Origin of the sequence: Petrotoga sibirica DSM 13575 (genome assembly GCF_002924625.1) — a bacterium.
Taxonomy (GTDB): Bacteria; Thermotogota; Thermotogae; order Petrotogales; family Petrotogaceae; genus Petrotoga; species Petrotoga sibirica.
This window is the reverse complement of the sequence record NZ_JAHC01000007.1, coordinates 44,686-70,213: the sequence shown is the minus strand read 5'-3', so window position 1 is coordinate 70,213 and position 25,528 is coordinate 44,686. Positions and strand designations below refer to the sequence as shown.

At 34.5% G+C, this 25,528-nt stretch carries 20 protein-coding genes and 2 pseudogenes; 14 read left to right on the top strand and 8 right to left on the bottom strand.

The window, feature by feature from the left end; genetic code table 11:
* Positions 1–7 precede the first annotated feature (7 nt).
* From AA80_RS01990 to AA80_RS01985, 3 genes and pseudogenes are all read left to right on the top strand, one after another.
* Positions 8–525 (top strand): annotated as a pseudogene (locus tag AA80_RS01990) (transposase); the annotation flags it as partial.
* A 117-nt stretch (positions 526–642) separates the two neighbouring features.
* A pseudogene (locus AA80_RS10425) lies at positions 643–792 on the top strand (hypothetical protein); the annotation flags it as partial.
* Between the two features lie 19 nt (positions 793–811).
* The gene (locus tag AA80_RS01985; protein WP_103876193.1) at positions 812–1,399 is read left to right on the top strand and encodes an ANTAR domain-containing response regulator; all 588 of its coding nucleotides are present in this window, start codon (positions 812–814) and stop codon (positions 1,397–1,399) included.
* 21 nt (positions 1,400–1,420) lie between these two features.
* Here AA80_RS01985 and era read toward each other — a convergent pair whose 3' ends face one another.
* Complete coding sequence (era, locus tag AA80_RS01980) at positions 1,421–2,341, bottom strand: GTPase Era (protein WP_103876192.1); 921 nt, start codon at positions 2,339–2,341, stop codon at positions 1,421–1,423.
* A gap of 278 nt (positions 2,342–2,619) precedes the next feature.
* Between era and AA80_RS01975 the strand changes: the two genes are divergently transcribed.
* Positions 2,620–3,627, top strand: a complete 1,008-nt coding sequence (locus AA80_RS01975) for an ABC transporter ATP-binding protein (protein WP_103876191.1) — start codon at positions 2,620–2,622, stop codon at positions 3,625–3,627.
* A gap of 80 nt (positions 3,628–3,707) precedes the next feature.
* Entirely contained in the window at positions 3,708–7,166 is a 3,459-nt protein-coding gene (locus AA80_RS01970; RefSeq protein ID WP_103876190.1) for a DEAD/DEAH box helicase, read from the top strand.
* Here the strand turns inward: AA80_RS01970 and AA80_RS01965 are convergent.
* Genes AA80_RS01965 through AA80_RS01935 form a run of 7 tightly spaced genes read right to left on the bottom strand, consistent with a single transcriptional unit; the run spans position 7,163 to position 15,302 of the window.
* A complete protein-coding gene (locus tag AA80_RS01965) occupies positions 7,163–9,118 on the bottom strand; it encodes an alpha-glucosidase (RefSeq protein ID WP_103876189.1) in 1,956 nt (651 codons plus the stop codon). The genes AA80_RS01970 and AA80_RS01965 overlap by 4 nt on opposite strands.
* Positions 9,119–9,140: 22 nt before the next feature.
* A complete protein-coding gene (locus AA80_RS01960; protein ID WP_103876188.1) occupies positions 9,141–10,481 on the bottom strand; it encodes an L-fucose/L-arabinose isomerase family protein in 1,341 nt (446 codons plus the stop codon).
* A 5-nt stretch (positions 10,482–10,486) separates the two neighbouring features.
* The gene (locus AA80_RS01955) at positions 10,487–11,905 is read right to left on the bottom strand and encodes an aldehyde dehydrogenase family protein (RefSeq protein ID WP_103876187.1); all 1,419 of its coding nucleotides are present in this window, start codon (positions 11,903–11,905) and stop codon (positions 10,487–10,489) included.
* Positions 11,906–11,950: 45 nt separating this feature from the next.
* Positions 11,951–13,177 carry a nickel-dependent lactate racemase family protein gene (locus tag AA80_RS01950; RefSeq protein ID WP_103876186.1) on the bottom strand — a complete coding sequence of 409 codons (1,227 nt, stop codon included), beginning with the start codon at positions 13,175–13,177 and terminating at the stop codon, positions 11,951–11,953.
* 4 nt (positions 13,178–13,181) lie between these two features.
* On the bottom strand, positions 13,182–14,336 hold the full coding sequence (locus tag AA80_RS01945) for a UxaA family hydrolase (protein WP_103876185.1): 1,155 nt from the start codon (positions 14,334–14,336) through the stop codon (positions 13,182–13,184).
* Entirely contained in the window at positions 14,329–14,631 is a 303-nt protein-coding gene (locus tag AA80_RS01940) for a UxaA family hydrolase (protein ID WP_103876184.1), read from the bottom strand. Before AA80_RS01940 ends, AA80_RS01945 begins: the two co-directional genes overlap by 8 nt.
* Positions 14,632–14,642: 11 nt before the next feature.
* Positions 14,643–15,302, bottom strand: coding sequence for a transaldolase family protein (locus AA80_RS01935; RefSeq protein WP_103876183.1), 660 nt, complete (start codon positions 15,300–15,302; stop codon positions 14,643–14,645).
* A 249-nt stretch (positions 15,303–15,551) separates the two neighbouring features.
* On the opposite strand from AA80_RS01935, the gene AA80_RS01930 reads away from it, so the two are divergent.
* The 9 genes from AA80_RS01930 to AA80_RS01890 all read left to right on the top strand — a co-directional run bounded on the left by AA80_RS01930 (position 15,552) and on the right by AA80_RS01890 (position 25,497).
* Positions 15,552–16,847 (top strand): extracellular solute-binding protein, encoded by a 1,296-nt coding sequence (locus AA80_RS01930; protein WP_103876182.1) that lies wholly within the window; start codon positions 15,552–15,554, stop codon positions 16,845–16,847.
* The gene (locus tag AA80_RS01925) at positions 16,837–17,724 is read left to right on the top strand and encodes a carbohydrate ABC transporter permease (RefSeq protein ID WP_103876181.1); all 888 of its coding nucleotides are present in this window, start codon (positions 16,837–16,839) and stop codon (positions 17,722–17,724) included. Before AA80_RS01930 ends, AA80_RS01925 begins: the two co-directional genes overlap by 11 nt.
* 4 nt (positions 17,725–17,728) lie before the next feature.
* Complete coding sequence (locus tag AA80_RS01920; RefSeq protein ID WP_103876180.1) at positions 17,729–18,547, top strand: carbohydrate ABC transporter permease; 819 nt, start codon at positions 17,729–17,731, stop codon at positions 18,545–18,547.
* A 112-nt stretch (positions 18,548–18,659) separates the two neighbouring features.
* Positions 18,660–20,078, top strand: a complete 1,419-nt coding sequence (locus tag AA80_RS01915; protein WP_103876179.1) for an MFS transporter — start codon at positions 18,660–18,662, stop codon at positions 20,076–20,078.
* 24 nt (positions 20,079–20,102) lie between these two features.
* Complete coding sequence (locus tag AA80_RS01910) at positions 20,103–20,789, top strand: FadR/GntR family transcriptional regulator (RefSeq protein WP_103876178.1); 687 nt, start codon at positions 20,103–20,105, stop codon at positions 20,787–20,789.
* A gap of 21 nt (positions 20,790–20,810) precedes the next feature.
* Complete coding sequence (gene glpK, locus AA80_RS01905) at positions 20,811–22,307, top strand: glycerol kinase GlpK (RefSeq protein ID WP_103876177.1); 1,497 nt, start codon at positions 20,811–20,813, stop codon at positions 22,305–22,307.
* A gap of 169 nt (positions 22,308–22,476) precedes the next feature.
* Complete coding sequence (locus AA80_RS01900; RefSeq protein ID WP_103876176.1) at positions 22,477–23,904, top strand: NAD(P)/FAD-dependent oxidoreductase; 1,428 nt, start codon at positions 22,477–22,479, stop codon at positions 23,902–23,904.
* A complete protein-coding gene (locus tag AA80_RS01895) occupies positions 23,901–25,118 on the top strand; it encodes an NAD(P)/FAD-dependent oxidoreductase (protein WP_103876175.1) in 1,218 nt (405 codons plus the stop codon). Before AA80_RS01900 ends, AA80_RS01895 begins: the two co-directional genes overlap by 4 nt.
* On the top strand, positions 25,105–25,497 hold the full coding sequence (locus AA80_RS01890) for a DUF1667 domain-containing protein (RefSeq protein WP_103876174.1): 393 nt from the start codon (positions 25,105–25,107) through the stop codon (positions 25,495–25,497). The genes AA80_RS01895 and AA80_RS01890 overlap by 14 nt, the downstream gene beginning before the upstream one ends.
* The last annotated feature ends 31 nt before the right edge of the window (positions 25,498–25,528 follow it).

The window sequence follows — 25,528 nt, the reverse complement described above, 5'->3', positions numbered from 1 at the left end:
CGATATCATAAGCAACAAAATTATAGCACAAATACTGGGTATTGATAAAGGCTTTAAGTTAAAAGAAAGAAAAGATTTGAAAAAGAGGGAGAGATTTATTTTGAAGTGGAATATTCGAAAAAGATAGAGATACCAGAATGCCCGTATAAATGTAAAGGATGTAAAGACAAGCGAGAATACATAGTACGTAACGGTAAAGCAAAAGAAAGGATCATCAAGGCTGGCAAAGTTGGAACACAAAGAATATATCTGATACACAGGCCACAAAGACACATGTGTAAAAAAACAGGGAAAAGCTTCAGAAATGAGAAGATAAGTTATAGATGGCAAAAGATAACAGAAGCAGCTCTCGATATGAGAGTCTCGTTTAAGAATGCAGTCAAAGAAGAATTAGCTGGAGTGAAAGTAGTAGCGGACCATTTTCATGTAGTAAAAGACGCACAGAAAAAGCTAAGAGAAAGTATAAAGATAGAGGAAGAGGTAACGAATAACAATAAAAAGATACCTGTAAGATTATTCTTTATATTGTAAACAGTTATCCTTTCTGAGCTGAAACTACTCAACAAAAAAAGCTGTATTACCCTTTTCATCATCTCTTCAGTCTATTCTATCAACCATATTTGACAAGGAGCCACCCAGGGGCTTGGTTTATCGATCGTATATTCTATAATTACCAAACAACTAAATGGGGAAATAGAAGTCGAAAACTCTAACGGTGCCAAAGTACGAATTGAAATCCCAGTAAAACAGATTAATACGAATATTCCCATCGAAGAAATGGAGAAAATTTGAAGATGTTGGGGGTTAAATTATGAAGGATTTGAAAGTATTGGTTGCCGAGGATGAATATTTAATTTTAATGGGGTTAAAAAGTAACTTAGAAACTCTAGGGTGTAAAGTAGTTGGAGAAGCTACAAACGGTAAAGAGTTGATCAAATTAGCTTTAGAAAAAAAGCCAGATATGATTATAGCCGATATCAATCTCCCTGTTATGGATGGTTTGGAGGCATTAAGAAAGATAAACGAGAAGGTTTTTATTCCCACATTGATTGTAAGCGGCTACGATGATGAAGAATTGATCAATAAAGCAAAAAATCTAGGAGTCTTGGGGTACTTAATAAAGCCTATAGATGAATCAGATTTGAAGGTTGAGATTGAAATCGCTCTTTCTAGATTTGAGGATATTAAGAATTTAAAAAATGAATTAGAAATAACCAAAGAAACTTTGGAATCAAGAAAATTAATAGAAAAAGCCAAAGGTATCGTCATGGAAAGATTACGATTGAACGAAGAAGAATCTATGAAATTTTTGCAAAAAAAGAGTAGAAATTCCAATAAAAAGTTAATTGATGTTGCAAAGGAGATTATAGAAGCTGACAAGGCTTTTAGAATTGATTAAGTTGCACACAGCAGTCTATTTTCAATCTTTTATTTCTTCTATTTTGTATTCCATAATGTTATTTAAAATATTTTTGTCGTCTCTCCATTTGTCACGAACCTTTACGTAAAGATCGAGGTAGACTTTTCTTTCAAAAAGTTCTTCTATGTCTTGTCTTGCCAATTGACCGATCTTTTTAATCATGCTTCCGTTTTTACCTATTATAATAGGTTTTTGACTGTTCTTTTCAACATAAATTTCTGCTCTTACGTACAAAACGCCGTTCTCTCTTTCTTTCAGTTCTTCTATAACTACCCCGCTTGAATGAGGGATCTCTTCCTTTGTTAAATGAAAGATTTTTTCCCTAATTAGCTCAGAAATGATGAACCTTGACGGTTTATCCGTGATCATATCTTCTGGGTAGTATTGTGGACCTTCGGGTAATAGATCTATAATACTTTGTTTTAATTCAAAAAGGTTTTTACCCGTTAAAGCGGAAATTTCAATGGTTTTAAGTATATTTGAACACAAACTTTTTATTTTTTTAGTCATCAGGTTAATCTTTTCTTTGTCTTTTACTAGATCAACTTTGTTGACAAGAAGAATGGTAGGAATTTTTGATTTATCGACTATTTCGGCAACTCTTAAATCTGAATTTCTTAAGCCATCCTTTGCATCAATCATAAAAAGTATCAGGTCAACGCCTTTCAATGCATTTATTGCAATATTGACCATGTATTCCCCAATTTTTCTTATAGGTTTGTGAATACCCGGTGTATCGACAAAAACTATTTGATAATGATCTTCCGTTAATATGCAGTTTACTCTATTTCTTGTGGTTTGCGGTTTGTCAGAAACGATAACCACTTTTTGGCCCAACAAAGCGTTTATCAATGTTGATTTCCCGACGTTAGGTTTTCCTGCCAAGGCAACAAAGCCACTTTTAAAACTCTTGTTTTCCATGTTTTCCTCCAAAAAACTATATTTGAAAAATCACACTCATTATTTATATTCTAGTGTAGTATTAAGCAAAAGTCAAGTTATAAAAGGCAATTTGTCAAACTGGGTTATATTGCATTTCGCTTCCAGAACGGAAAAGATGGCTTAGCACTTTTACCTTTTTAAAATTAAAATTTCTAAAATCATAAATATTATAATTAATCCCAAATTAAATATGTTATAATTTCAGTGAAAAAGTAACCTCAATCTTTGCTCTATTATCTGGTAAAGGAGGTGAAAAAATGGTCGAAGTAACCAATGATGTTTCTTTAAAGGTAGAAAATCTAAATTCCCAAGTTGGTGAATTCAGGCTAAAAAATATCTCTTTTGAATTACCAATAGGAGAAGTTTTGGCTATTTTAGGACCTTCAGGTTCGGGTAAGACGGTACTATTAAGAACTCTTGCGGGTTTGAATAAAACTGAATCTGGAGCAATTATCTTTGGAGACGAAAGGATAGAGAAGTATTCCCCACGAGACAGGAAAGTCGGGTTTGTCTTTCAAAACTATGCCATTTTTCCTCATTTAGATACGAAATTGAATTTAGGTTTCCCTTTGTACATTGGTGGGAAAAAGAAAAAAGAAGTGTACAAGATAGCCATAAAAGAGGCAGAAGAGTTAGATGGTTTACCAAATTATTTAGAAATAAAGCCCGATGAATTGCCTGAAGGCATGAAGCAGTTGATTGCCTTTGGGAGAGAAAAATTACACGATTGCAGATTGTTGCTCCTTGATGAACCGCTAAGTCAGTTGGATAGAAAGCTTCACGTAGAAATGAGAGCTTTGCTCAAAAGATTTATAAAAGAATTAGGTAAAACAACGATAGCAGTTTTCAGTGATCCTGAAGATGCTTTGTCGGTAAGTGATTATCTTGCTATACTGGATGATGGAGAGCTTTTGCAGTTTGGAGAAACCTTCGATGTTTACCAGAACCCATCAAACTTAAAAGTTATGGAACTTACTTCCAGATTAGGATTGAACACAATAGACGTTGAAGTCAAAGATGGCAGCGTATTAAATAAATTAAAAGTGGATAAAGAAGATGGTAATTACAAGTTATGCTTTAGACCTGAAGAAATAGTCATTAAAGACGAAGGATTCGAAGTTCAGATAGTAGAAAGCCATATCTATGATTCTTCTCATAACTTGGTAGAATGCGATTTCCATGGAAAGCCCATCAGACTCTTGATACATAAAAATGCACCTGAGAAATTTAATTTTATTCCAACTAATCCTAAATATTTTTTATAAGCTAAACTAAGGGATTTTGGAGAGAAACCTCCAAAATCCCTTTTTAAAAAGTAATTCGAAGGAAGGTAGAAAAAGCAAAAATGGGAGGAAAATACGTTTTTGGAAAGAGTTGGTGGGGTAAAAAATGGGTAGAGGCCTTGAAAAATATCGATAGTGATACTAACAGGTTGCCACGAGGTAGAAGTTATGCAAAAAAAGGGGCGGTTTTGGAGATTAAAATTCAAAAAAACTCTGTAATATCAGCAAGGGTTCAAGGTACGAGGCCAAATCCTTATAGGGAAAAGATAGCTTTACCTTCTTTTACGAAAGAAGAGAAAGAAAAAATCAAAAAGGTACTAAACGAAAGATTAGACCTTTCTGCTATGTTAATTGGTGGGAACCTTCCCGAAGAACTTTTAGATATTACCAAAAATATGGGAATAAAGTTGTTCCCACAAAGTTGGAATGAGATAGATGCACATTGTTCATGTCCTGATTGGGCAAATCCTTGTAAACATTTGGCAGCCATTTACTATATTATAGCAGATGAGATAGACAAGGACCCTTTTTTGATCTTCGAAATGCACGGCATGAAAAAGAAAGATTTAATAGAAATCGCTAAAGAGACAGAAAAAACTTCTGATTCTATCTTTACAGATAAAAAGGAAGAACCTACCAAACCGATGGAACAACCAGATCCTTCGTATGAAAAATATGAGATAGAAAAGGTTATAAACCTACTACCTGATGAAGCCTATTTTTACGATGGAAAGAATTTTAAAAACCTTCTGTTGAGAATGTACAATCAATTATCAAAGGCGATAAACGAAGAAGATGGAAGGGTAGATGAAGAGTTCAACCCATATTTCAAAGAAACTGATATTAAATTTATTTATTCTCCCATTACTCCCAATATAATTTTTGAAGGTGAACCGTTAGAAGAATTAGAATGCAAAAAAGAAAAGGGCTATTATACGGTGCATTATGAAGATTTATTCGATTTATTGGGATCTATACCTCTTGTGGAAACTGATGAGGACAGTGAAGCATCGCTATTTTTAAAAAGATTGGTTTCTTTCGTATACAAGCTTATCGATATGAAGGCATTTATTCCCACTCCACAAAAGATAAACAGAGAAGATTTTGTTATCGATTACTCACCTGTTTACTTTAACGATTATGTAAGGGATTACGTTAATTATTTGAGTTCTATCGTCCCCGGGGACCTAGTAATCAATGAAAAAGGTCAGTATATGAAAAGGGACAAGATCGTTGAGTACCTTGTATCCCAGTACATCAAATATCTCATAAAAAAGTATTACAAATCGGAAGTGAAGAATAAAATAACCGATGTGTTCTTTGAATCCAAAGTGTACACCACCCAAAAATTTGAAGAAAAAAGAACCTACAAAAGTATAAAGAACTATCTTGAACCTTTACTTTTGAGGCAAAGCAAGTATCAATTGGTTATTAGTATAGAAGATATGGGAGAGTTGTTTTTCAACCTATCACTCGATATCTACCGAAAAGATGAGCCTTTTGATACTTACCAAGATATAAAAACTTTCTTTGAAAGCCAAGAAGATGGAAAGTCAGAGGTCTTGAAAGAGATTGTAACTATTGCAAAATACGCTGAATTTTTTGGTGAGTTTTTAAAGAAGAAAAGTTCTAAAATAATGGTCAATACGGAACAGTTATCGGAAATAATGATAAATGCCATGCCCATATTGAAACTACTGAACGTTGAAATACTAGCTCCAAAAGGGCTTCAAAAGGTTTCAAGACCAAAACTTGCCCTAAAAGCGAATTCTACAGGCAGTCACGTATCCTTTTTATCTTTGTCCAAGCTCATACGATTCAATTACGCTGTACTAATAGGCGATTCGGAAATTTCACTTGAAGAGTTTGAAAAGTTGACGGAAAGATCAAAAGGAATAGTTAAGATAAAAGAAAATTACGTGTTTTTAGGTGCCAACGAGTTTGAAGCTATTATGGAAAAGGTCAAGAATATAAACTTAACCTCAGACTTTGAAACTTTGAAAGTTATACTTTCACAAGAGATGAACGGTCTTCCCGTGATATTAGATAACAACCTTCAAAAGTTTTTAGAAGAGTTGAGAAAAGTTTCTCCGGTAAGATTGCCAAAAAATCTTAATGCAGAGTTAAGGCATTATCAGAAAACTGGATTCAGATGGTTGTACACGAACTTAGAAAAAGGTTTCAACGTCTGTATAGCAGATGATATGGGGTTAGGTAAAACGATCCAAGTTATTTCTGTAATTCTCAAAATGAAGGAAGAAAAATCGTTAGAAAATCCAGTTTTAGTGGTTTGTCCAACGACACTTGTTGGGAATTGGTATAAGGAGTGTGAAAAATTTGCACCTACTTTGAATGTAAGCATTTACCATGGAAGCGATAGAAAGTTCGAAGATAATTCTGATGTGATTATAACGACATACAGTGTAGTAAGAAACGACGTTGAATTTCTAATGAAAAAAGAATTTTCAATGGTTGTTATAGACGAAGCACAAAACATAAAAAATTCAGATACACAACAAACCAAAGCGGTAAAAGCCCTCCGTGCTCCAAAGAGGCTCGCAATGACAGGAACCCCCATAGAAAACAGATTAACCGAATTATGGAGTTTGTACGATTTTCTTATGTCTGGATATTTGGGTGGGAAGAATCGTTTTGTAGAAACCTTCGCAAAACCTATTGAAAAATACGGGGATACAACGGCAACCAAAAGATTACAAAGTTTGATAAACCCATTCTTGATAAGAAGAATTAAAACTGATAAAAATATCATAAAAGACCTTCCGGAAAAGTTCACATATGACGAATATGTATACTTAAAACCTTCACAAATTGCGCTTTACAAAGAGGTTGTTGAACACGTACAAGAAGAGTTAGAAAAAATGGAAGCTGACGGTATACAAAGAAAAGGATTAATACTTAAAATGTTGACTTCACTCAAGCAGATCTGCAATCATCCTGTTAACTACACTAAAAAAGGAGCCCCTTTACCGGATGATTCTGGTAAAACAGAGAAATTATTGGACCTACTTCAAAATATTTTAGACAACAACGAAAAAGTAGTACTTTTCACTCAATACAAAGAGATGGGAGATATATTAACAAAGATACTAACAGACAACATTAAGATAGAACCTCTATTTTTTCATGGAGGGCTCAACAGGAAAAAGAGAGACGAAATGATAAACGACTTTCAAACAAAGCATAGATATCCAATTATGATCCTGTCTTTAAAAGCTGGGGGTACGGGATTAAATTTGACTGCTGCGAATCACGTTATACATTACGATCTCTGGTGGAACCCTGCTGTGGAGAGTCAGGCAACAGATAGAACTTTCAGGATTGGTCAAACAAAAGACGTGATAGTTCACAGATTCATCACCTTAGAAACATTTGAAGAGAGAATAAATGAAATGCTCGAAAAAAAGAAAGAGTTATCTGAAAATATCATAAAAACGGGAGAAAGTTGGATAACTGAGTTATCCAACCAGGAGATAAAGAACTTATTTAAATTGGATAACTAAGGTTTAAAACTTTTTTCGTCTATTTTGAACTTTTTCTTTACCTCATCAATTTTAGAAAGAATCTCGTTCAGATAAGGAGACTCTTTTCTGATAAAAACAGGTATAAAACCTAAATTAGATTTTATTCTTACATATTCTCCACCCTCGTAGTTTTTTTGGCTCCAGAGGTGAATCCAATTATCCCGAGGTAAATATAATTCTCTTTCTGTTGATCCTTTATGTAAAATTGGAGCTATTAGCAAATCTTCTCCTAATAAATACTCATATTGTTGTAAATAACTCTGCGGATCTTTTGGATAATTTAGACAAATGTGTCGTATTACAGGTAATTTTTCCAATTTACTTTTGAGTATTTCGTTTTTCAAATAATCTTTTAACATATAATGTACATTAGTCATCCAGATAAAATGTTTTAAAATTCCCCTATTGGTATCAAACTGCACGTTGTTGTCAGGTCTGTTTCCTTCGTGAGTTCTCATGATTAAAGAAAAAGCACTCAATTCAACCCATCTCATAAAAAGTTCTGGAGTTCTCTTCATCCACAATAACGAAGTATAACCCCCTGTATCCCAGTGAGTGAATTCCACACCACTAAAGCCAAGGCTTAACGCTGCAGGAATAACCGAGGCGATTCCATCACTTTTGCTCCAATTGACGTTTTGATCTCCTGCCCAATAAATAGGACAGTAAGATACTGAATCTAAGAAACCCGATCTCATAAAGAAGATTAAATCTTTTTTTTCTGATTCTTTTATTGCTTCATAGTTTAATTTTGCCCAATCTACAGGGTATTTATTATGATATTTAATTGCATCTTCTCCAGAAAATAAAACAGCGTCTACCGGAAGATATTCTCCAAAATCTGCCATCCACCCAGATGTTCCGATATTTATAATGTTGTTTTTTATAACTTCTTTATACCATTCGTAGGCTCTTTTATTAGTTAGATCTATAAGTCCTGCAGGAAATGTAGTTACATATATTTTATATATTTCTCCTGAAGAATTTTTGACAAAATAATCTTTTTCTTTGGCAATATTGTATAATCTGCTTCCTTCAATCAAAAAGGGATTAATGTAAGAGAGGAATTTTATACCTTTTTTATTTAGTTCCTTTATTTTTTCTGGAAGTTGAGGATATGATTTCTTATCGTATTCCCAATTCCAATAAACTTGTCTTCCAAAGGATGTAATATTGGTACCTGACCAATCTTGACTCCACACAGCGGTAAGAGGGACTTCATTTTTTATCAACAGATCGACTTTTTTGTCTATTTCTTTTGTGCCTCCTTGTGAGGCAATCAATGTACCATGAATCCAATTTGGAAGGGTGTGATCGGTATTAAAATATTTTCTCACTTCTTTCGATAATTTCTTTAGACTATCCCCTTCGATTATTACCAATTTTACTGTTTTATCCCAAACTTCAAAATTTGAGCTTTTACCTTTTAAATCAACTACCATTGGAGAGTACGTTTCAAATATTATCGCATACCCCAAAGTGGATAGAAAAATAGGGGAAGGAAAGTAAGTTGTATACCAACTTCCACTCACACCTTTAAATCTAGTGACTATGGATATTAAATCATATCCTCTTCCTACCCCTTGTTCTTGTACCCATATGGGAAATTTTTTCCCTTTTAGGTTTAAGTGGGTATACTGCTCACCCCCTCCAAATATCTTTTCACTTTTAGAAGTGTTAAGTTTAATGTTTATTCTGTTATATTCCTCTGGGACTTGGATGGTCATTTCTAATATATTTTCAGAAAGTAAATTTGTTTCTATTTTACAGTCACCTTTTCCCAATATTTTCGGGTTTTCTTTTATTTTAAAATGTCCTTGATGTTCTTTGATATGCGGTGAACCTTTCCCATAACTAATCTCTTGAGTATTTATAAGCTCAAAATTGTTAACGAAGACTTTTATATTGTTATCAAGTTCTTTTATTTCCATCCTATTCACCACACTATGTATTTTATTCGATTATTTCCCAATTTTTTATTTTGGCGACATTTTTAAGTGTTTGTGCGTAATTACCATATCCCAACACTACATGGTGCGCAACACCCTTAGAAACCATTGTTTCAAAAATTTTTTTAGCATTTGGAACCCTAACTTTTACAAACGTTCCTTTGAGCTCTTTGTCCATCGGTAAAGCTTCGCCTTCAAAGACTAACAAACGGAATTTTCCTCTTGAATAGTCTATTCTGGAAATAGTAACAGGTCCTGGTTTTAATACAAAACCTACCGTTACTCCTTTTCCACCAGCAAAATAAGTGTCTAATGTTTTTTCGGACTTTTGATCCCAGGTATTGTAAGGTGCAACCCCACAATGCCAAAGTAAGAAGGAATCCTCTTTCTCAAAAAGTTGACTCACATCGGCGAGAAAAATTTCATCACAACCTATAGCTTTATAAGCGATCATCCCTAAAGAACCTTCAATATCACCTTCACAAGCTACTGGGATATGTTCGGGCATAAAGTACGACATAGCTGCGCAAGGGGATATGCCATAAGTGTTAGCAAACTCTGGCCAACATCTGATGGCCATTCCAGCATAATTTTTTGACTTTTCCAGATCTTTAAAAGTCAACGATAAATTTGCTACCTTTTCCAATCTGTCGTCTGTCATATTGTCTCCATAGTTGTAAATATTATTAATGTTTTTCGCTTCTTCTAAAATTTCTTGTTCCTTTGCTTTTTTAAAAAAGAGATCATTCAATGGGATGTATTCAATTTCAGCACCTATTTCTTTTATGATATCTGGTTCGTAAACATCTATATTATAAAAACCTTGTGCATGACTTCCTATATAACCTATTTTAGTATTAGACCATTTTTTTATTATTCTTAAGGAATCTATCCAAGCGTTTATTTTATTTATGAAAGGTTCTTCTTCTAGATCACCATAAATGAATTCATAATTATTAAACCCCGATTTGTAAAGGTTAGAACAATCTAAATGAGCACCAACTAAAGAGTTCAACCTTACTCTTCCTCCATTATATGGGGGCTCGGGTAATGCCCAAATTAGCAAAGGAATCTTCATGTTTTTTGCCACTTTTAAAGCTAATTGTCCCAAATGAAAAGTGGCACTCATTAGGATAAAACCATCTAAATTTTTTGCGTTAAAAAAATTTATGACTTCGTCAAGTTCTTCTGGATATTCTATAACACCTTTCCAACCAAATAAGTTTATATTTTCAATTTTTTTCTCTAGTTCTTTTACAGCTGTTTCGTAAATTTCATTACCTTTATCGGCATCGTAGGTACTTCTAACAAAACCAACCAAACCCAAATTTATTTTTTCTCTCATTTTTTTCACTCTCCAATATCAAAGCAGATTACTTTTAACTCAGACATTTCTTCGATTGCGAATTTTATTCCTTCTCGCCCTATTCCGCTTTTTTTGTATCCACCATAGGGCATAAAATCAGCCCTATAACGTGGCCCTTCGTTTATCATCACTCCACCGGCTTCTATTTTTTCAGCGGCAAAAAATGCTTCTTTAATGTTTTGGGTGAATATACCTGCTTGTAATCCGTAAACACTTTCATTTGTCAATTCAATTGCCTCATCTAAATCTTTTACTTTTCTCAAAGCTACCGCTGGGCCAAAAAGTTCTTTTTTCATGATGTTGCTTTCGAGAGGGGTATCAACCAAAACAGTTGGTTCTACCAATGTGTAATCCCTTTTTCCTCCGGTTAACATTTTTCCACCTTCAGATACTGCTTCCTCTATCCAATCAATAATTCTAACGGCATTTTCTTCGTCAATTACAGGCCCCATTTCAGTTTCTTCCTTCGATGGATCACCAAATTTTATACTTTGAACTTTTGAAACTAACCTATCAACAAAATCATCGTAAACTTTTTCATGTACAAAAACTCGTTGAACGGATATACATACCTGTCCTGCTAAAGAAAAACCTCCTCCAACAGTAGCAGCTACAGCCTTATCAATATTTGCAGAATCCATTACGATAAGTGCAGAGTTAGAACCTAATTCTAATCCTAGTTTTTTCATTCCAGCATTTTTTGCAATATTTTCACCAGTTTCAACGCTACCTGTAAAACTAACAAATCTTATTCTTGGATCTTTTACTAAAGCATTCCCTACTACGCTTCCCCTACCAGTTAAAACACTAATCGCTTTTTCAGGCATTCCGGCTTCTAACAATAGTTCCCCTAAGATTATAGTGTTTAAAGGTGTTTGAGTAGCTGGTTTCATTATAACTGCATTTCCTGCTGCTATGGCAGGAGCTACTTTGTGAGCCGCTAATGATAAAGGAACATTAAAAGGAGTTATTGCTCCAACTATTCCTACGGGTTCTAAAATGTAATAACCTCTTTTGTTTTCTGAACCTTTTAAAGATGTAAAAGGAAGCGTTTCTCCATGGATTCTTTTTGCTTCTTCTGCGGCATATTTGAATAATTCGGCTGTCCTTATAACCTCCGCTTGAGCGTCTTTTATAGTCTTGCCTACTTCTTCGTTTATTATTTTGGACAACCTTTTTTCATTTTTTTCTAGTAAAATTCCAGTATTATATAGAATTTCCACCCTTTTGTGCAATGGGAGTTCTTTCATAATCTTTTTTCCTTCGACAGCTAAATTAACTGCGTTTTCTACATCCATAGCATCGCCTTCGGGTACTTCATCAACAATTGCACCATTGTAAGGATTGTAAACTTTTAAAGTCTTTGGTTTATTAACCTTTTTGCCACCAACAATCATCTCCATTTTTATTTTGCCTCCTTTTTATACCATCCGTGAAACGCACAAATTCTATAGTGGTAAAAGCTGTAAAGCTCTTGGTAAAATGCCGATTGATTTGGTTTCTCCTTCTTTTTTTAAAAATACTTGTAAATCTTCTATCGGGTTTATGAAAGTTCTTTTTAATTCTTTTGTTAATTGTTTGTTTGTGGAATATAAGAACAATTTATTGTTAAGAGCTGCTTTGGCAAATATTAAAGCCTTATGTGGCCCCACTGCGAAGTGATCAAAATCAAAATTTTTAATGACTTTTTCAGGTGTCTTAAATCTTTTTATTAATTCTATATAATTTTCCTCCCCTGCACCTCTTGAGCACTCGGCTAATAATAATATTATCCCATTGTCTTTACAGAAAGAAGTTGCAGGGGTTAAAGCCTTTTGAGCTTGATAAAGGTCTATATCTCGTGGGAATCCGCCTGGAGAGGTGATAACCATATCATAGGTTTTATCAATTTTATAACCTACCAAATCTTTTAAATATTCTACGGCTTTTAAATAGCTTTCAGGATTTTTCCCGCAGAAGATCTCCATAGGTACATTATTCGCATTCATAACAAAGTTTATTAAATAATCTATTTTTATCATTTTACCTGCTTCTTCTATGTCTTCTCTAATGGGGTTCCCTTCTAATAAGCCCGTTTTAGAATTTGGGTCAATCAGCAATGAATGATTTTTTGAGATAGTTTTTTCTCCTCCCAAACCAATTACAACGCCTTTTGCTCCACCGGAGAAGCCGGCAAATTGATGAGGTTCGACAATACCTATAGATATTTTTAAATCACTGAGTAAGTAATCTTTTTCGATAAAAACTGGTGTTCCTGGTTTAGTTTCACCTACATAGATATTGAATTCAGATCTAGCATCATGAAAAAATACTTGTACTTTATCATTATGAACCAAATTTTCTGGAATCAACTCGTTTTTATCGGAAAGTCGATAATTGTGTAATCCTGTTCCAACAAAAATTTTTATATTTCCTTGAAAGGAGCTCAAAAATCTTTTTAATATATGTTGGAAAATTTCTATAGGTACTCTAGGCCTCGTGATATCAGGAATCGCCACAGCAATATTTTTCATCCCTTGAAAGGATATCCCATCTATAAATTTATCTATTTTTTCTTTCATTTGTTGATAACTTAAACTGGTGTTTCTTTTTTCCCCTACATCAATAATGTCAAAATCTTTAATATTACTTATCTTAATATTATCTTTCCCAAAAGGAACTATTATTTCTGCCATAAAATCACGCACTTGGGTATAACTTCGTTAATACGAATTCCCTGTGTTTTAATATCTCTGCTCTCACAAGTTTTCCGTTGGCGGTTTCTATAATCTTATTCCATAAATTCTCAGCGTGATCGTTTAAAGAACCGTTTAGTTTTAGTAAGCCTGAAACATTCAAATCGATATGTTCGGACATGAAATTAGCGGTTTTGGGGTTTGCTGTTATTTTTAAAACTGGAATTACAGGATTACCTATAATATTACCTTGACCTGTTGGGAAGAGATGAATGACAGCACCTGCAGCTGCAAACAGAGTGACTGCTTCGGCAGCTGCTGAGGATGTATTCATAAAATGTAACCCTTTGCCAACCGGGAATTCTCCGTAATCTAAAGCACTATCTATCTTAGCATTTCCAATTTTTTGAATGTTTCCTAAAGCCTTTTCTTCTATTGTACTTAGTCCACCTTCTATGTTACCTTGAGTTGGTTGTGATCCTAACAAATCTACACCTTGGGATTTTATAAGTTCTTGGTAGTCATTGAAAATTTTTAAAAATTTATCTCTTTCTTCTTCTTTTTTGAATCTCTCAGCTATTATGTGTTCTGCACCAGTTAATTCTGTTGTTTCTCCAAAAAGAACGGTTCCATTTTCTTGTAGAAAATTTTCTACAAATCTTCCCACCACACGATTAGACGCTAAACCTGAGGTTGTATCGGATTCACCACATTTTAGACTTATTGTTAATTCAGAAAAGTCAACGAGTTCTTTTTTTAAATTAGTAGCATATTCTACTAATTTGGCGGCGGATCTAGCCATCTTTTCAATAGTCTTTAATTCCCCATTTTTTTCAATATAAAATGCCTCTACAGGTTTCCCTGTTTCTGCTATTCCTTCAGCAATTTTATTTGTCCAGTTGGGTTCTATTCCTACAACTATCGCAGCTGCCACATTTGGATTTCTTCCTGTTCCAATCATTGTATTGAAGAATAAATCAAGATCTTTTCCAAATTGCAATCTTCCATAATGATGTGGAATTGCTAACGTACCTTGGATAATATTTTCCACTGCAACCGCAGCAGAATTGGAAATATCATCAACAGGAATTATTAATACGTGGTTTCTTACCCCAACTTTATCATTTTCTCTTAAATATCCCAAAATTTTGTTATCCATTATTTTTGCCTCCCCATCTTATACTTTGTATGTTGTGTACGTGGACTTCTTCTCCTTTTTGTATAGGTTTTGTCGCAACACCGATTTTTTCACCATATTCGATTATTATTTCTCCTTTGTTGACATCTTTTAGACTTATTTTATGTCCTAGGGGGATTTCATCCAAAACATCTATTTCATACTCTTTGCTTCCTTCTAACACTCTACCTTTTATTTTTTCACCAGGTTTCAAGTCATCAGTTGCAACTCCAACACTATCGCCGTCTTTATGGATTAAAAATTTGTATTCTACCATCTTCATTCCTCCTATCTTTCTATTGAGTCCCATGCCTCAGAAAATATATCTAAGCCCATTTTGGTATATGGTGTCTGAAAAGCGTTTTTATAAACATCAAATCCCGCAGTAAGAATATCAGCCTTAGCATTTATGGCTTCATTAATTTGTTTGGCGTTTCTTACAGCGGCAACTAAAACCTCTGATTTAAAATCATAATTATGAACAGCGCTAACGATGTCTGAAATAAAATTAATGTTATTTTCTCCTCTTTCTTCTCTCCAGCCGACAAATGGACTTATATAATAGGCACCCATTCTAGCAGCTTGTAAGGCTTGGAAAGAATTAAAAACTAGAGTTACATTTACCTTGACATCTGAACCATTCAACAATTTTAATGCATATAATCCTTCTTCGGTTGCAGGGATTTTTACTACGAAATTCTTACATATAGAAGCGATTTTTTTGGCTTCTTCAGCCATTGCTTCTGCTTGGTTTAGGTGAGGATTAATTTCAATACTAACAGTGATATCTGTAGATTCAACAACTTTTTTTACTTCATTCATGAAATATTCCATAGATTTGCCCGATTTTCTAATGTGTTTCGGATTACTGGTTACACCTTCTATGCCCCATTTTTCAATTGCATAGGTGATTTCATCTATTTTAGCACTATCAAGAAAGAGTTTCATTAGCAAAAAACCTCCTTTAAAAAATTAATGGTAATACCATTATACCATTTTTTATTTATTTGTCAAAGGTAAAAAAATAAAGAAAAATTAAGAAAAACCTTTGTAATCGTTAATAAATGTCAATAATCAACTCTAATCGAAAGAGAATGTCTTTTTTCGGACTTGCAAAATGATATTACCAATAGTAAAATAATTATGTGTTTCAAAAATGTGTTGGATGGAATCAAAATCTTGAAAGGAGGGGTAATTATGAAAAGAGTTTTTAGTTTATTGGTAATTTTTGTACTAATGGCAGGAACATTTTTGTTTGCACAATCTTACAAAGGTACTACTATTAGGGTGCTTGTTTGGGATGATGCTTTAACCGTCGCAGTAGAGTCTATGATTGATGAATTCGAAAAAGAAACAGGAATTGATGTGATCTTTGAAAGACTTCCTAGTGGATCTATTCTTGAAAAAACAGCCGTTTCTATATCACAGAACAGAACAGATTATGATTTGGTATCTATCGATGAACCATTTGTTCCTCAATTTGGTGATCTTTTCATCCCGTATTCCCAGTGGCCACAAGGAAAAGTTTATCCTAAAATTGATCTTGAAAGAGATTTGATCCCTGGTGTCCCAGAAGGTTCTTATTGGGATGGAAGTTACAGAGGGCTCCCTATTAACGGTAACGTTTATGTATGGATGACTAGAAAGGATATTGTAAACAATGAACAGTATAAAAAGGAATTTCAAGAAAAGTATGGTTACGAATTAGATATTCCGCAAAACTTTGACCAATTACTTGAAATGAGTGAATTTCTATCCAACAAAGGAATATACGGTTTCGCTCCATTTACAAAGAGTGCAGAGGGTGCAACTGCTGAAGCAATACTGATGTTTGAATCATACGGTACTAAGGTATTAGAACAAGTTGGAGAACATGATTTTGAAGTTGTGTTAGATAGAGAAAAAGCCATTGAAGCCTTAAATATGTACAAGGCGTTGTGTGAGTTTGCCCCTCCAGGCTGGCAAGATATGGGACATTCTGAAAGGATTGCAGCCTTCAACCAAGGAAAAGTTTTCTCAATGTTTCAATGGCCCGCCATAATTCCAGATCATGAAAATCCTGATCAATCACTTGTTTCCGGAAGGATTTACTATAGTGCTCCACCAGCAGGTCCTGTCAGAAGAGCTCCTGTTCGAGGAACTTGGATGCTGGGGATTCCTAAAGCTTCTAAGAATAAAGAAGCTGCAGCAGAATTTGCATATTGGTGGTCCTCATATGAGGCAGGAAAGGAATTAGTAAAGGTTGGATTAACTCCAGCTCGTACGGATCTTTTGCTTGATCCAAAGTTCATAGAACAAAAACCATATTTTGTTGGCATATTCAATTCTATGAGATATTCTGTCTCAAGGCCAAGGTTCGAAAGATATGCAGAAGTTTCGGACGTAATAAAGGTAAATTGGTTAGCGGGCGTTACAGGAAGAGTAACTCCAGAAACTGCTATAGATAACATGATCAAAGGGATTGACGAGGTGCTTGGGAGATATGGCTACTAAGAAGAACAAAAGGATAGGGGAGAGATCCCCCGTCCTTTATTTTATACTACCTGCCTTAATTTTAGTAGGACTAGTTTTAATTTATCCTATCATATATGCAGTAGGTATCTCATTTTTCAACTGGCCTCTTGTAGATGAATCTTCAAGAGGGTTCATTGGAATATCTAATTATGTAAGAATATTTCAAGATAAAGAATTTTGGCATGCTTTATTTCTTCAATTGGGATTCATATTTATAGCTATCCCTATAGAACTAATTATGGGGTTCTTTGTCGCTTTGCTACTTAATAGAGAATTTAAAGGTGTAAATCTAATAAGATCCTTATTGCTTTTACCCGTCTTTGTTCTGCCAGTTTTATCGGGTTTAACATGGCGTTTAATGTTACAACCCGAGTATGGTGCGATTAGTTTTTTGCTGAATACATTAGGTATCCCACAAACTGCTTGGCTTGCCAACCCAGGAACAGCATATGCAGCAGTTATTATTCAAGATATATGGAGGATGTGGCCTTTCATGTTTATGTTTATATACTCTGGACTCATTAACATACCCTCTTCATTGATAGAAGCTGCTGATTTAGATGGTGCAAAATTTTGGGATAAGGTAATAAAGATAATTATTCCTTTGCTTAGACCAACAATAACTACCGCTTTATTGTTAAGGCTGATAGATGCATTGCGTATTTTTTCTGAAGTTTTTGTTATGACAGGAGGAGGTCCAAGTAACGCTACCACTTTATTGTCTTTGTATATTCATAAACAGGCCTTTAGATATTTTAACGTTGGTTACGCTTCAGCCATGGGAGTTATTCTGATAGTGATAAGTTTAATTATCGCAAATTTTTTGGTTCGAAGAAATATGGATAGTGGGAGTTGAAAAAATGAAGAAGAAAAAACTGAAGATGTATTTAATCATTTTTATATCGATAATAATTTTAATCGTAGAACTTTTTCCAATTGCTATAATAATAATGAACAGTTTCAAAAAAGATATTGACATATGGTCAGCAAATCCTTTTAGCTTCAAGCCTACACTGGATAGTTACAAAAAGGTTTTTCAAAGAAAAGACGTTATGTTGGGATTAAGGAACAGTCTTATTGTTAGTATCTTATCGACCTCTTTTTCTTTAGTAGTTGGAGCTATGGCTTCATATGCGCTGTCAAGATTCAAATTCAGATATAGAAAGGCTTTATCGTATTCTTTCCTTATTTCAAGAATGATTCCTCAAATTTCTCTATCTATCCCTTTGTTTATGATGTTTAGATCATTGGGGTTAACAGACACATTAATAGCTCTCATATTTGCTCATATGAGTTTTAACATACCTTACGTTATTTGGGTTTTATTACCATTTTTTTCGAGTGTACCCATAGAATACGAAGAAGCAGCTTTAGTTGACGGTTGCAACAGAAAAAAGGTTTTTTGGAAGATTTTTATCCCCCTCGTTGGGCCGGGGTTAGTAGTCGCTACTGTTTTCACTTTTATGATGTCTTGGAATGAATTTTTGTATGCTTTAGTTTTAACTAGTTCGAACGCTAAAACAGCTCCTGTCGTTATTAACGGTTTTATGGGCCAATATGCTCCGCTTTGGGGGCAGTTAGCTGCAGCGGGGACTATAATGTTAATTCCCGTTTTTGTAATAACTTTAGCTTTTCAACGGTATTTAATTGGAGGAATGGGTGGTGGAGTAAAAGGTTAAAGTATAAAAAAAATCCAGCTAATATGTGATAAAATCATTATGTGTTTATTAATTATTAGGGGATAAAATTGATGGATAAATATTAAAAAGGTGGATGAGGAGGAAGGGAAAAGTGAAAAGTGAAAAACTACCTTTGAAAACTAAGTTGTTCTATGCGTCGGGGGATATTTTTGGTGGTGGTGCTTTCAATATAATAAATTTTTTCTACGCTATCTTCCTTACTGATGTCATCGGTCTGAAGATGCAGTATATTGCTCCCATTCTTTTAATTGGTAAAATTTGGGATGCTGTTACAGATCCTTTAATGGGATTCATAACCGATAATACCAGAACTAGGTTTGGCAGAAGAAGACCTTACTTGCTGGCAGGAACCTTTTTGATCTTTATATCTTTTTTCATTCTTTGGTATCCAGCAAGTTTTCCTAATCAATTGGGGAAATTCATTTACGCACTAACGGCATATATAGCTTTTACAACCGTATTTACTATGGTTATGACACCTTATACTGCTTTAGGAGCCGAATTAACGTTAGATTACAATGAAAGGACATCTTTAAATTCATATAGACTTGCCTTTTCGATAGGTGCGGGTTTGGTTTGTGCGGTACTTCCAATGTTAATTGTGAATGCTTTTTCTGATATCAGAACAGGGTATATAGTGATGGCAATAACCTTTGGTTTGATCTTTTCAATTCCGTGGATTGGTGTTTTTATGTTCACCAAGGAAAGAGAAGAGTTTTCAAAAGAGAAAAGTACCTTCAACTTTTTCAATATGTTTTTTGAACCTTTTAAAATTAAAAGCTTTCGACTCCTTATCGCTATGTATCTTCTAGCCTACTTATCGATAGATGTAGTTTCAACCATTTTTGCCTATTATACTAAATATTATATTGGAAATGAAGGCTTACTTCCCATAGCTTTAGGTGCTCTTTTCATAGCCGAAATTATTTTTATCCCATTTTATGCCTTTGTTGCTAAAAAGACATCCAAAAATATCTCGTATATTTTAGGTGCGTTAGTATGGTGTGTTGCGGGATTCATTCTTTTCACATTTTCCCCTGATGTAACGATGTTCCAGGTAATTTTAATGGCTGCAATAATAGGTGCAGGAGTTTCGGCAGTCGCAGTTATGCCTTATACTATATTTGGGGATGTAACAGATGTTGCTGAGTTAAAATTTGGTAAAAGGGAAGAGGGTACTTTGAGTGGTCTGATGACGTTTGTCAGGAAAGTGGCGTCTGGTTTGGCTGTTGCAGGAGTTACCTTTTCATTAGGAATAGCAGGATTTGTTAATCCAATAGATGGTGTAGAACAATTTCAGCCCGAGAGTTTTTTATTTGCATTAAGATTCATAATTTCTTTCGTTCCCATAATTTTATTGGTTTTAGGAATAATTGCAGCAGTTAGATATCCATTAAATTCTAAAAGACATGAAAAATTAAGAGAATATCTAGAGGCGAAAAGAGATAATAAAACAATAAAAGAAGAATTAGAAAAAGAAATAACTGAATTGAAAAAAGAATTGATTTAAGGTGAGTTAAGGAGATAACACTGCATGAGTAATGACATTAAAAAAGATGGAAAAAGTAAGGAAATTATAGAAGACATACTTAAACAGATAGAAAATACAAAAATAAAAATTGGTGAAAAATTACCTTCAGAAAGAGATCTTTCAAAAAAGTATAATGTCTCAAGGATAGTTATAAGAGAGGTTATCAGTTATTTAAAAGCTATCAACGTTGTGGAAAGTGTGCAAGGAAGTGGCAACTACGTAAAAAGATATTATAAAAATTCTTTTGGACTATCTTTTCCAGATTACGATGTTGATGATTTAATGGAAAGTAGGAAAATATTAGAGCGTTCTATAGCTTTTTCCGTTTTTAAACATTTAGATGATAAACTGATAAATGATATGGCGAAGATTTGTGACGATTTTAGCAAAGCCATAATTACAAAAGATTTAGAGAATTCCCTTGCCCAAGATTTTAAATTTCACCAGTTATATGCAAAATACTCGAAAAATCCAATAATAGAGAATTTCTTAGATTATTTAACAAGTTTTATCCAACAAAAAGTTTGGAGGGTAATGAAGGAAGATTATTTGTTCACAAATACATACAACAAAAAAACACTTGAAAATCATCGAAATATATTGAAATCGTTGAAAGAAAGAGATTTAAATAAACTTTTATTGTATATTGAGTTACATTACGACACAATAATCGAAGGATTGAAAAAGTAAAAAGTTTTTAGGAGGATTGTAATGGAAAAGTATATTTTATCAATCGATCAAGGGACTACAAGTTCCCGGGCAATAATTTTTGATCACGATGGGAATGTTGTTAGTGTAGCACAGCAAGAGTTTATGCAGTATTATCCTAAACCCGGATGGGTGGAGCATGATCCTAATGAAATTTGGGCAACTACCATGGGGGTTATAGCGGATGCTATGGCGCGAGGGAATATTAACCGTAGTCAAATCAGTGCGATTGGTATAACTAATCAAAGAGAGACAACAGTCATTTGGGATGCAGAAACAGGGAAACCTCTTCACAATGCGATCGTTTGGCAAGATAGAAGGACTTCAAAAATTTGCGATACATTAAAAGAAAAAGGTTTGGAAGAAACAATTAAGCATAAGACCGGTCTCATGGTAGATGCTTATTTTTCTGGAACCAAAATTAAATGGATTTTGGATAATGTTGAAGGAACCAAGGAAAAAGCAGAAGCAGGAAAACTTAGGTTTGGTACTATAGATACGTGGTTAATATGGAAGCTAACTAACGGGAAAGTTCACGTTACTGATTATACCAATGCATCAAGAACAATGATATACAATATTTTCGAGCGTAAATGGGATGAAGACCTTCTTAAAGAGTTAAACATTCCTTCTTCTCTGTTACCAGAGGTAAAACCTTCAAGTCAAATATACGGTAATACCGATCCGGATGTTTTCGGTGCAGAAGTGCCCATTGCCGGAATAGCAGGGGATCAGCAAGCTGCTACGTTTGGTCAGGTTTGCTATGAAAAAGGTATGGTAAAAAATACTTACGGAACTGGGTGCTTCATGTTAATGAACACAGGGGAAGAACCTATTGAATCTAAACATGGTCTATTAACTACAATAGCTTACGGAATTAATGGAAAGGTTAACTATGCCTTGGAAGGATCCATTTTCGTTACAGGTGCTGCTGTTCAATGGCTTAGAGATGAATTAAAGATAGTTGATAGTGCTGCAGATACAGAATATTATGCAACTAAAGTGAAAGATAATGGCGGTGTTTATTTTGTGCCGGCATTTGCAGGGCTTGGAGCTCCTTACTGGGATATGTATGCAAGGGGTACAATCGTTGGATTAACAAGAGGATCATCAAAAGCACACATTATTAGAGCTACTTTGGAATCTATAGCATATCAAACAAGAGACGTTCTTGAAGCTATGGAGGCTGATTCGGGTATAAAGCTTAAGACTCTGCGGGTGGATGGTGGTGCCGCATTAAATAATTTCCTATTGCAATTCCAAGCTGATATTCTTGGTGTAGAGGTTGAAAGACCAGTAGTTAACGAGACGACGGCTTTAGGAGCTGGATATTTGGCAGGTTTGGCTGTTGGTTTTTGGAATGGGCAGGAAGAATTATTAAGAAAATGGAAACGGGATGCTCTATTTACTCCACAAATGGATGCTGATGAAAGAGAAAAGTTGTATGCAGGTTGGAAAAGAGCCGTTGAAAGGGCAAAAAATTGGATTGAAGAAAAATGATCAAATAGTAGTAAGCATTTTAACTTTTATTTAATTTAAGTATGTTAAAATATATAAAAAATAAAAGTTAATAATAAAATGGTGGAGAATAAGAGAAAACCATATCCTAAAGCGAAATTATTTCGTAAAGGATATGGTTTTTTTTATAATATCAGGAGGTTGGTAAAAGTTGATAGCGGTTATAGGTTCTGGAATAGTAGGAAGTTTAATTGCAAGAGAAATTAACAAATATATAGAAGATGTCTTCATATTTGAAGCAAGAAACGGAATAGGAACAGGAGTCACAAAAGGAAATTCTGGAATAATTCACGGGGGGTATGACGATACTCCAGGAAGTTTAAGGGCAGAACTATGTTATAAGGGTAATAAATTATACGATGAGATATCGCAAGAACTTTCTGTAGAAGTGAAAAGAGTTGGGTCACATGTTGTTGCCTTAAACGAAGAAGAGTTAAAAGCAATCGATGAGTTAGAAGAAAGGGCAATTCAAAACGGGGTCCAAGAATATGAGATTTTAGATAAGACGGAACTATTAGAAATGGAGCCAAATTTAAATAGCGATGCATTAAAATCCTTTTATTGTCCTATAGCAGGTGTGACTGAGCCGTGGGAAGTAGCTATGCAAGCTTCAAGATCGTTAGAGATTAACGGAGGAAAAGTTTTAAAAAATAAGAAACTTGTTGAAGTGAAAAAGAAAGATAACAAGTTTGAATTGCTCTTTGAAGATGGGAGCAGTTATATAGCCGATTTAGTTATTAATGTCGCAGGATTGTATGCAGATGAGGTAGCAAAATTTTTTGGAGATGAGGTACCTTATATTTTCCCTGTAAAAGGTGAGTACTATCTTTTAGGAAAGAATATAAAATACGCAAATTCTGTCATTTTTCCAACTCCCTCTAAGTTGACGAAAGGTTGTTTGGTGGTTCCAACTGTGGATGGGGGTTTTTTAGCTGGACCTACTGCTCATGGTGTGAAATCAAAACAAGATTTTTCTACGACTCAAGAAGGGCTTTTAGAAGTCAGAGAAAAGTCTTTGAGATTGGTTCCAACTTTAGATTTTTCAAGGAATGTAGTAAAAGCATTTGCTGGTCTAAGACCTGAAACAAGAGAAAAAGATTTTCATATCGATGTAGGCGAAGGGAATGTTATACATGTTTCTGGCATAAGATCACCTGGATTAACCGCTGCGCCTGCTATTGCAAGGTATGTTGTTGAATATCTTATTCAAGAAAAGTTGCATATTAATTTACAAAAAAGGGAAAATTACCTCACTCATATTGAAAAAGTTCCACATTTAGTGGAAAGGGATTACGACTATTGGGGAAGAGTCATTCAAGAAGATCCCGAAGCGGGAGAAATGATCTGCTATTGTAACAAAATAACAAAAAAAGAGATTAAAGAGGCTATAAAAAGCGGTGCAAGAACTTTAGATGATGTTAAATTTGCTACGAGAGCGTCTTTTGGAGAATGTCAAGGAAGTTTTTGCACACCAAAAATATTGAAAATAATCTCCGAAGAGACAGGGCTAAAACCAGAAGAAGTACTTCAAAATGAAGAAGGTTCGTGGATAATAAATTCCGAGGTGAGGATGATATGAAATACGAAACAGATGTTGTTGTATTAGGCGGTGGCGGAGGAGGAATGGCCGCTGCTAAAGCTGCAGATAAAAATGGTGCAAACGTGATTCTTATTGAGAGGGAAGAAGAAAACGGTGGAGTTTTGAATCAATGTATTCACAATGGTTTTGGGATACATTACTATAGAAAGGATTTAACCGGTCCAGAATTCAAAGAAACTCTTCAAGAAGAATTAGAGCATACGAATGTAAAAGTATTAAACAGCGCTTTTGTGTTGGATGTGAATAAGGATAAACAATTGACTTTTGTCAATCATAAAGGGATACACGAGATAAAAACAAAGGCTTTAGTTATGGCAACAGGGGCAAGAGAAAGACATTTTAATTCACTTGCGGTTCCTGGAGATAGGGTTGCTGGTATTTTTACTGCAGGAGTAGCTCAAAAATACATCAACCTTCAAAATCTTAAGCCAGCTAATAGCGCCTTGATAGTCGGTTCGGGGGATATTGGATTAATAATGGCTCGCAGGCTTCATTTAGAGGGAATAGAAGTAAAAGGTGTTGTAGAAATTTTGCCATACCCGGGTGGGTTGGAAAGAAACGTTCAACAATGTCTAAGGGATTATAATATTCCATTGTATCTTTCCCATACCGTCACAAGGGTAGAGGGAAATAAGAGATTAGGTAAAGTTTACGTATCTCAAGTGGATGAAAATAGACAAATCATTCCAAATACCGAAAAGATATTCAACGTAGATTCTCTCGTAACATCGGTGGGCCTCATACCTTTAACAGATCCTATTAAATTTGTTGAAACTGCCCCTGGATTTATTACATCTAATACAAACCAAACCTCTGAAGATTGGATCTTTGCAGCTGGTAACTGTACAGTTGTATTTGATTTAGTGGACTATGTTTCGAGAGAAGGAGAAAAAGCCGGTAAATATGCAGCTCTGTATGCACAAAATCAATACTTTCCAGAACAAAAAGTAAAAGTTATAAAAGGGAAAAACATAAATGTACTGCATCCAATGTATATAGATCCCAACGAAAGGACAAAATTGTACCTTAGAGTTTCAAAAACTTTCAAAAGAGCAGAAGTTACAGTAGAACCTCTTGGAATTAAGATGGTGGAAGAAGAGGCCAGACCATCTGAAATGATTGAAATTTCCATGAAACCATTTAAGGATAAGAATTTGAAAGAAATAGAGGTGAGTGCACGTGAACTCGGTTGAATATAAAAAAAAGAAAGTAGTTTGTACAACTTGTCCTTTGGGATGTAAAATAAACGTTATTTATGCAGATGCGGATGAAATAGAAATTGTAGAAGTTAAAGGGAACAGATGCAAAAGAGGATTAGAATTTGTAAAGCAAGAAATCACGGATCCCTTAAGAGTGGTGGTAACAAGCGTAAAAGTAGAAGATGGAGAAATCCCGATGGCTTCGGTTAGGTCTGATAAACCCGTTCCATTAAGACTTATAAATGACATAATGAAAATATTAAAAGAAACAAAGGTAAAAGCACCTATCAAAAGAGGGGATGTTGTTATACAAAATATATTGGGCACAGGTAGTGATATAATAGCTACTAGAAGTGTGAACAGGAAAAAATAAGATACAAAAAAGTATCTTAAAAGGAGATAAT

Bases quoted from the DNA above. Each gene is read 5' to 3' on its own strand.
- AA80_RS01950 (WP_103876186.1), bottom strand. From the start codon at position 13,177: ATGGCAGAAATAATAGTTCCTTTTGGGAAAGATAATATTAAGATAAGT.
- AA80_RS01970 (WP_103876190.1), top strand. From the start codon at position 3,708: ATGGGAGGAAAATACGTTTTTGGAAAGAGTTGGTGGGGTAAAAAATGG.
- AA80_RS01895 (WP_103876175.1), top strand. From the start codon at position 23,901: ATGAAATACGAAACAGATGTTGTTGTATTAGGCGGTGGCGGAGGAGGA.
- AA80_RS01940 (WP_103876184.1), bottom strand. From the start codon at position 14,631: ATGGTAGAATACAAATTTTTAATCCATAAAGACGGCGATAGTGTTGGA.
- AA80_RS01945 (WP_103876185.1), bottom strand. From the start codon at position 14,336: ATGGATAACAAAATTTTGGGATATTTAAGAGAAAATGATAAAGTTGGG.
- AA80_RS01925 (WP_103876181.1), top strand. From the start codon at position 16,837: ATGGCTACTAAGAAGAACAAAAGGATAGGGGAGAGATCCCCCGTCCTT.
- AA80_RS01965 (WP_103876189.1), bottom strand. From the start codon at position 9,118: ATGGAAATAAAAGAACTTGATAACAATATAAAAGTCTTCGTTAACAAT.
- AA80_RS01985 (WP_103876193.1), top strand. From the start codon at position 812: ATGAAGGATTTGAAAGTATTGGTTGCCGAGGATGAATATTTAATTTTA.
- AA80_RS01910 (WP_103876178.1), top strand. From the start codon at position 20,103: ATGAGTAATGACATTAAAAAAGATGGAAAAAGTAAGGAAATTATAGAA.
- era (WP_103876192.1), bottom strand. From the start codon at position 2,341: ATGGAAAACAAGAGTTTTAAAAGTGGCTTTGTTGCCTTGGCAGGAAAA.
- AA80_RS01960 (WP_103876188.1), bottom strand. From the start codon at position 10,481: ATGAGAGAAAAAATAAATTTGGGTTTGGTTGGTTTTGTTAGAAGTACC.
- AA80_RS01975 (WP_103876191.1), top strand. From the start codon at position 2,620: ATGGTCGAAGTAACCAATGATGTTTCTTTAAAGGTAGAAAATCTAAAT.
- glpK (WP_103876177.1), top strand. From the start codon at position 20,811: ATGGAAAAGTATATTTTATCAATCGATCAAGGGACTACAAGTTCCCGG.
- AA80_RS01930 (WP_103876182.1), top strand. From the start codon at position 15,552: ATGAAAAGAGTTTTTAGTTTATTGGTAATTTTTGTACTAATGGCAGGA.
- AA80_RS01935 (WP_103876183.1), bottom strand. From the start codon at position 15,302: ATGAAACTCTTTCTTGATAGTGCTAAAATAGATGAAATCACCTATGCA.
- AA80_RS01955 (WP_103876187.1), bottom strand. From the start codon at position 11,905: ATGGAGATGATTGTTGGTGGCAAAAAGGTTAATAAACCAAAGACTTTA.
- AA80_RS01920 (WP_103876180.1), top strand. From the start codon at position 17,729: ATGAAGAAGAAAAAACTGAAGATGTATTTAATCATTTTTATATCGATA.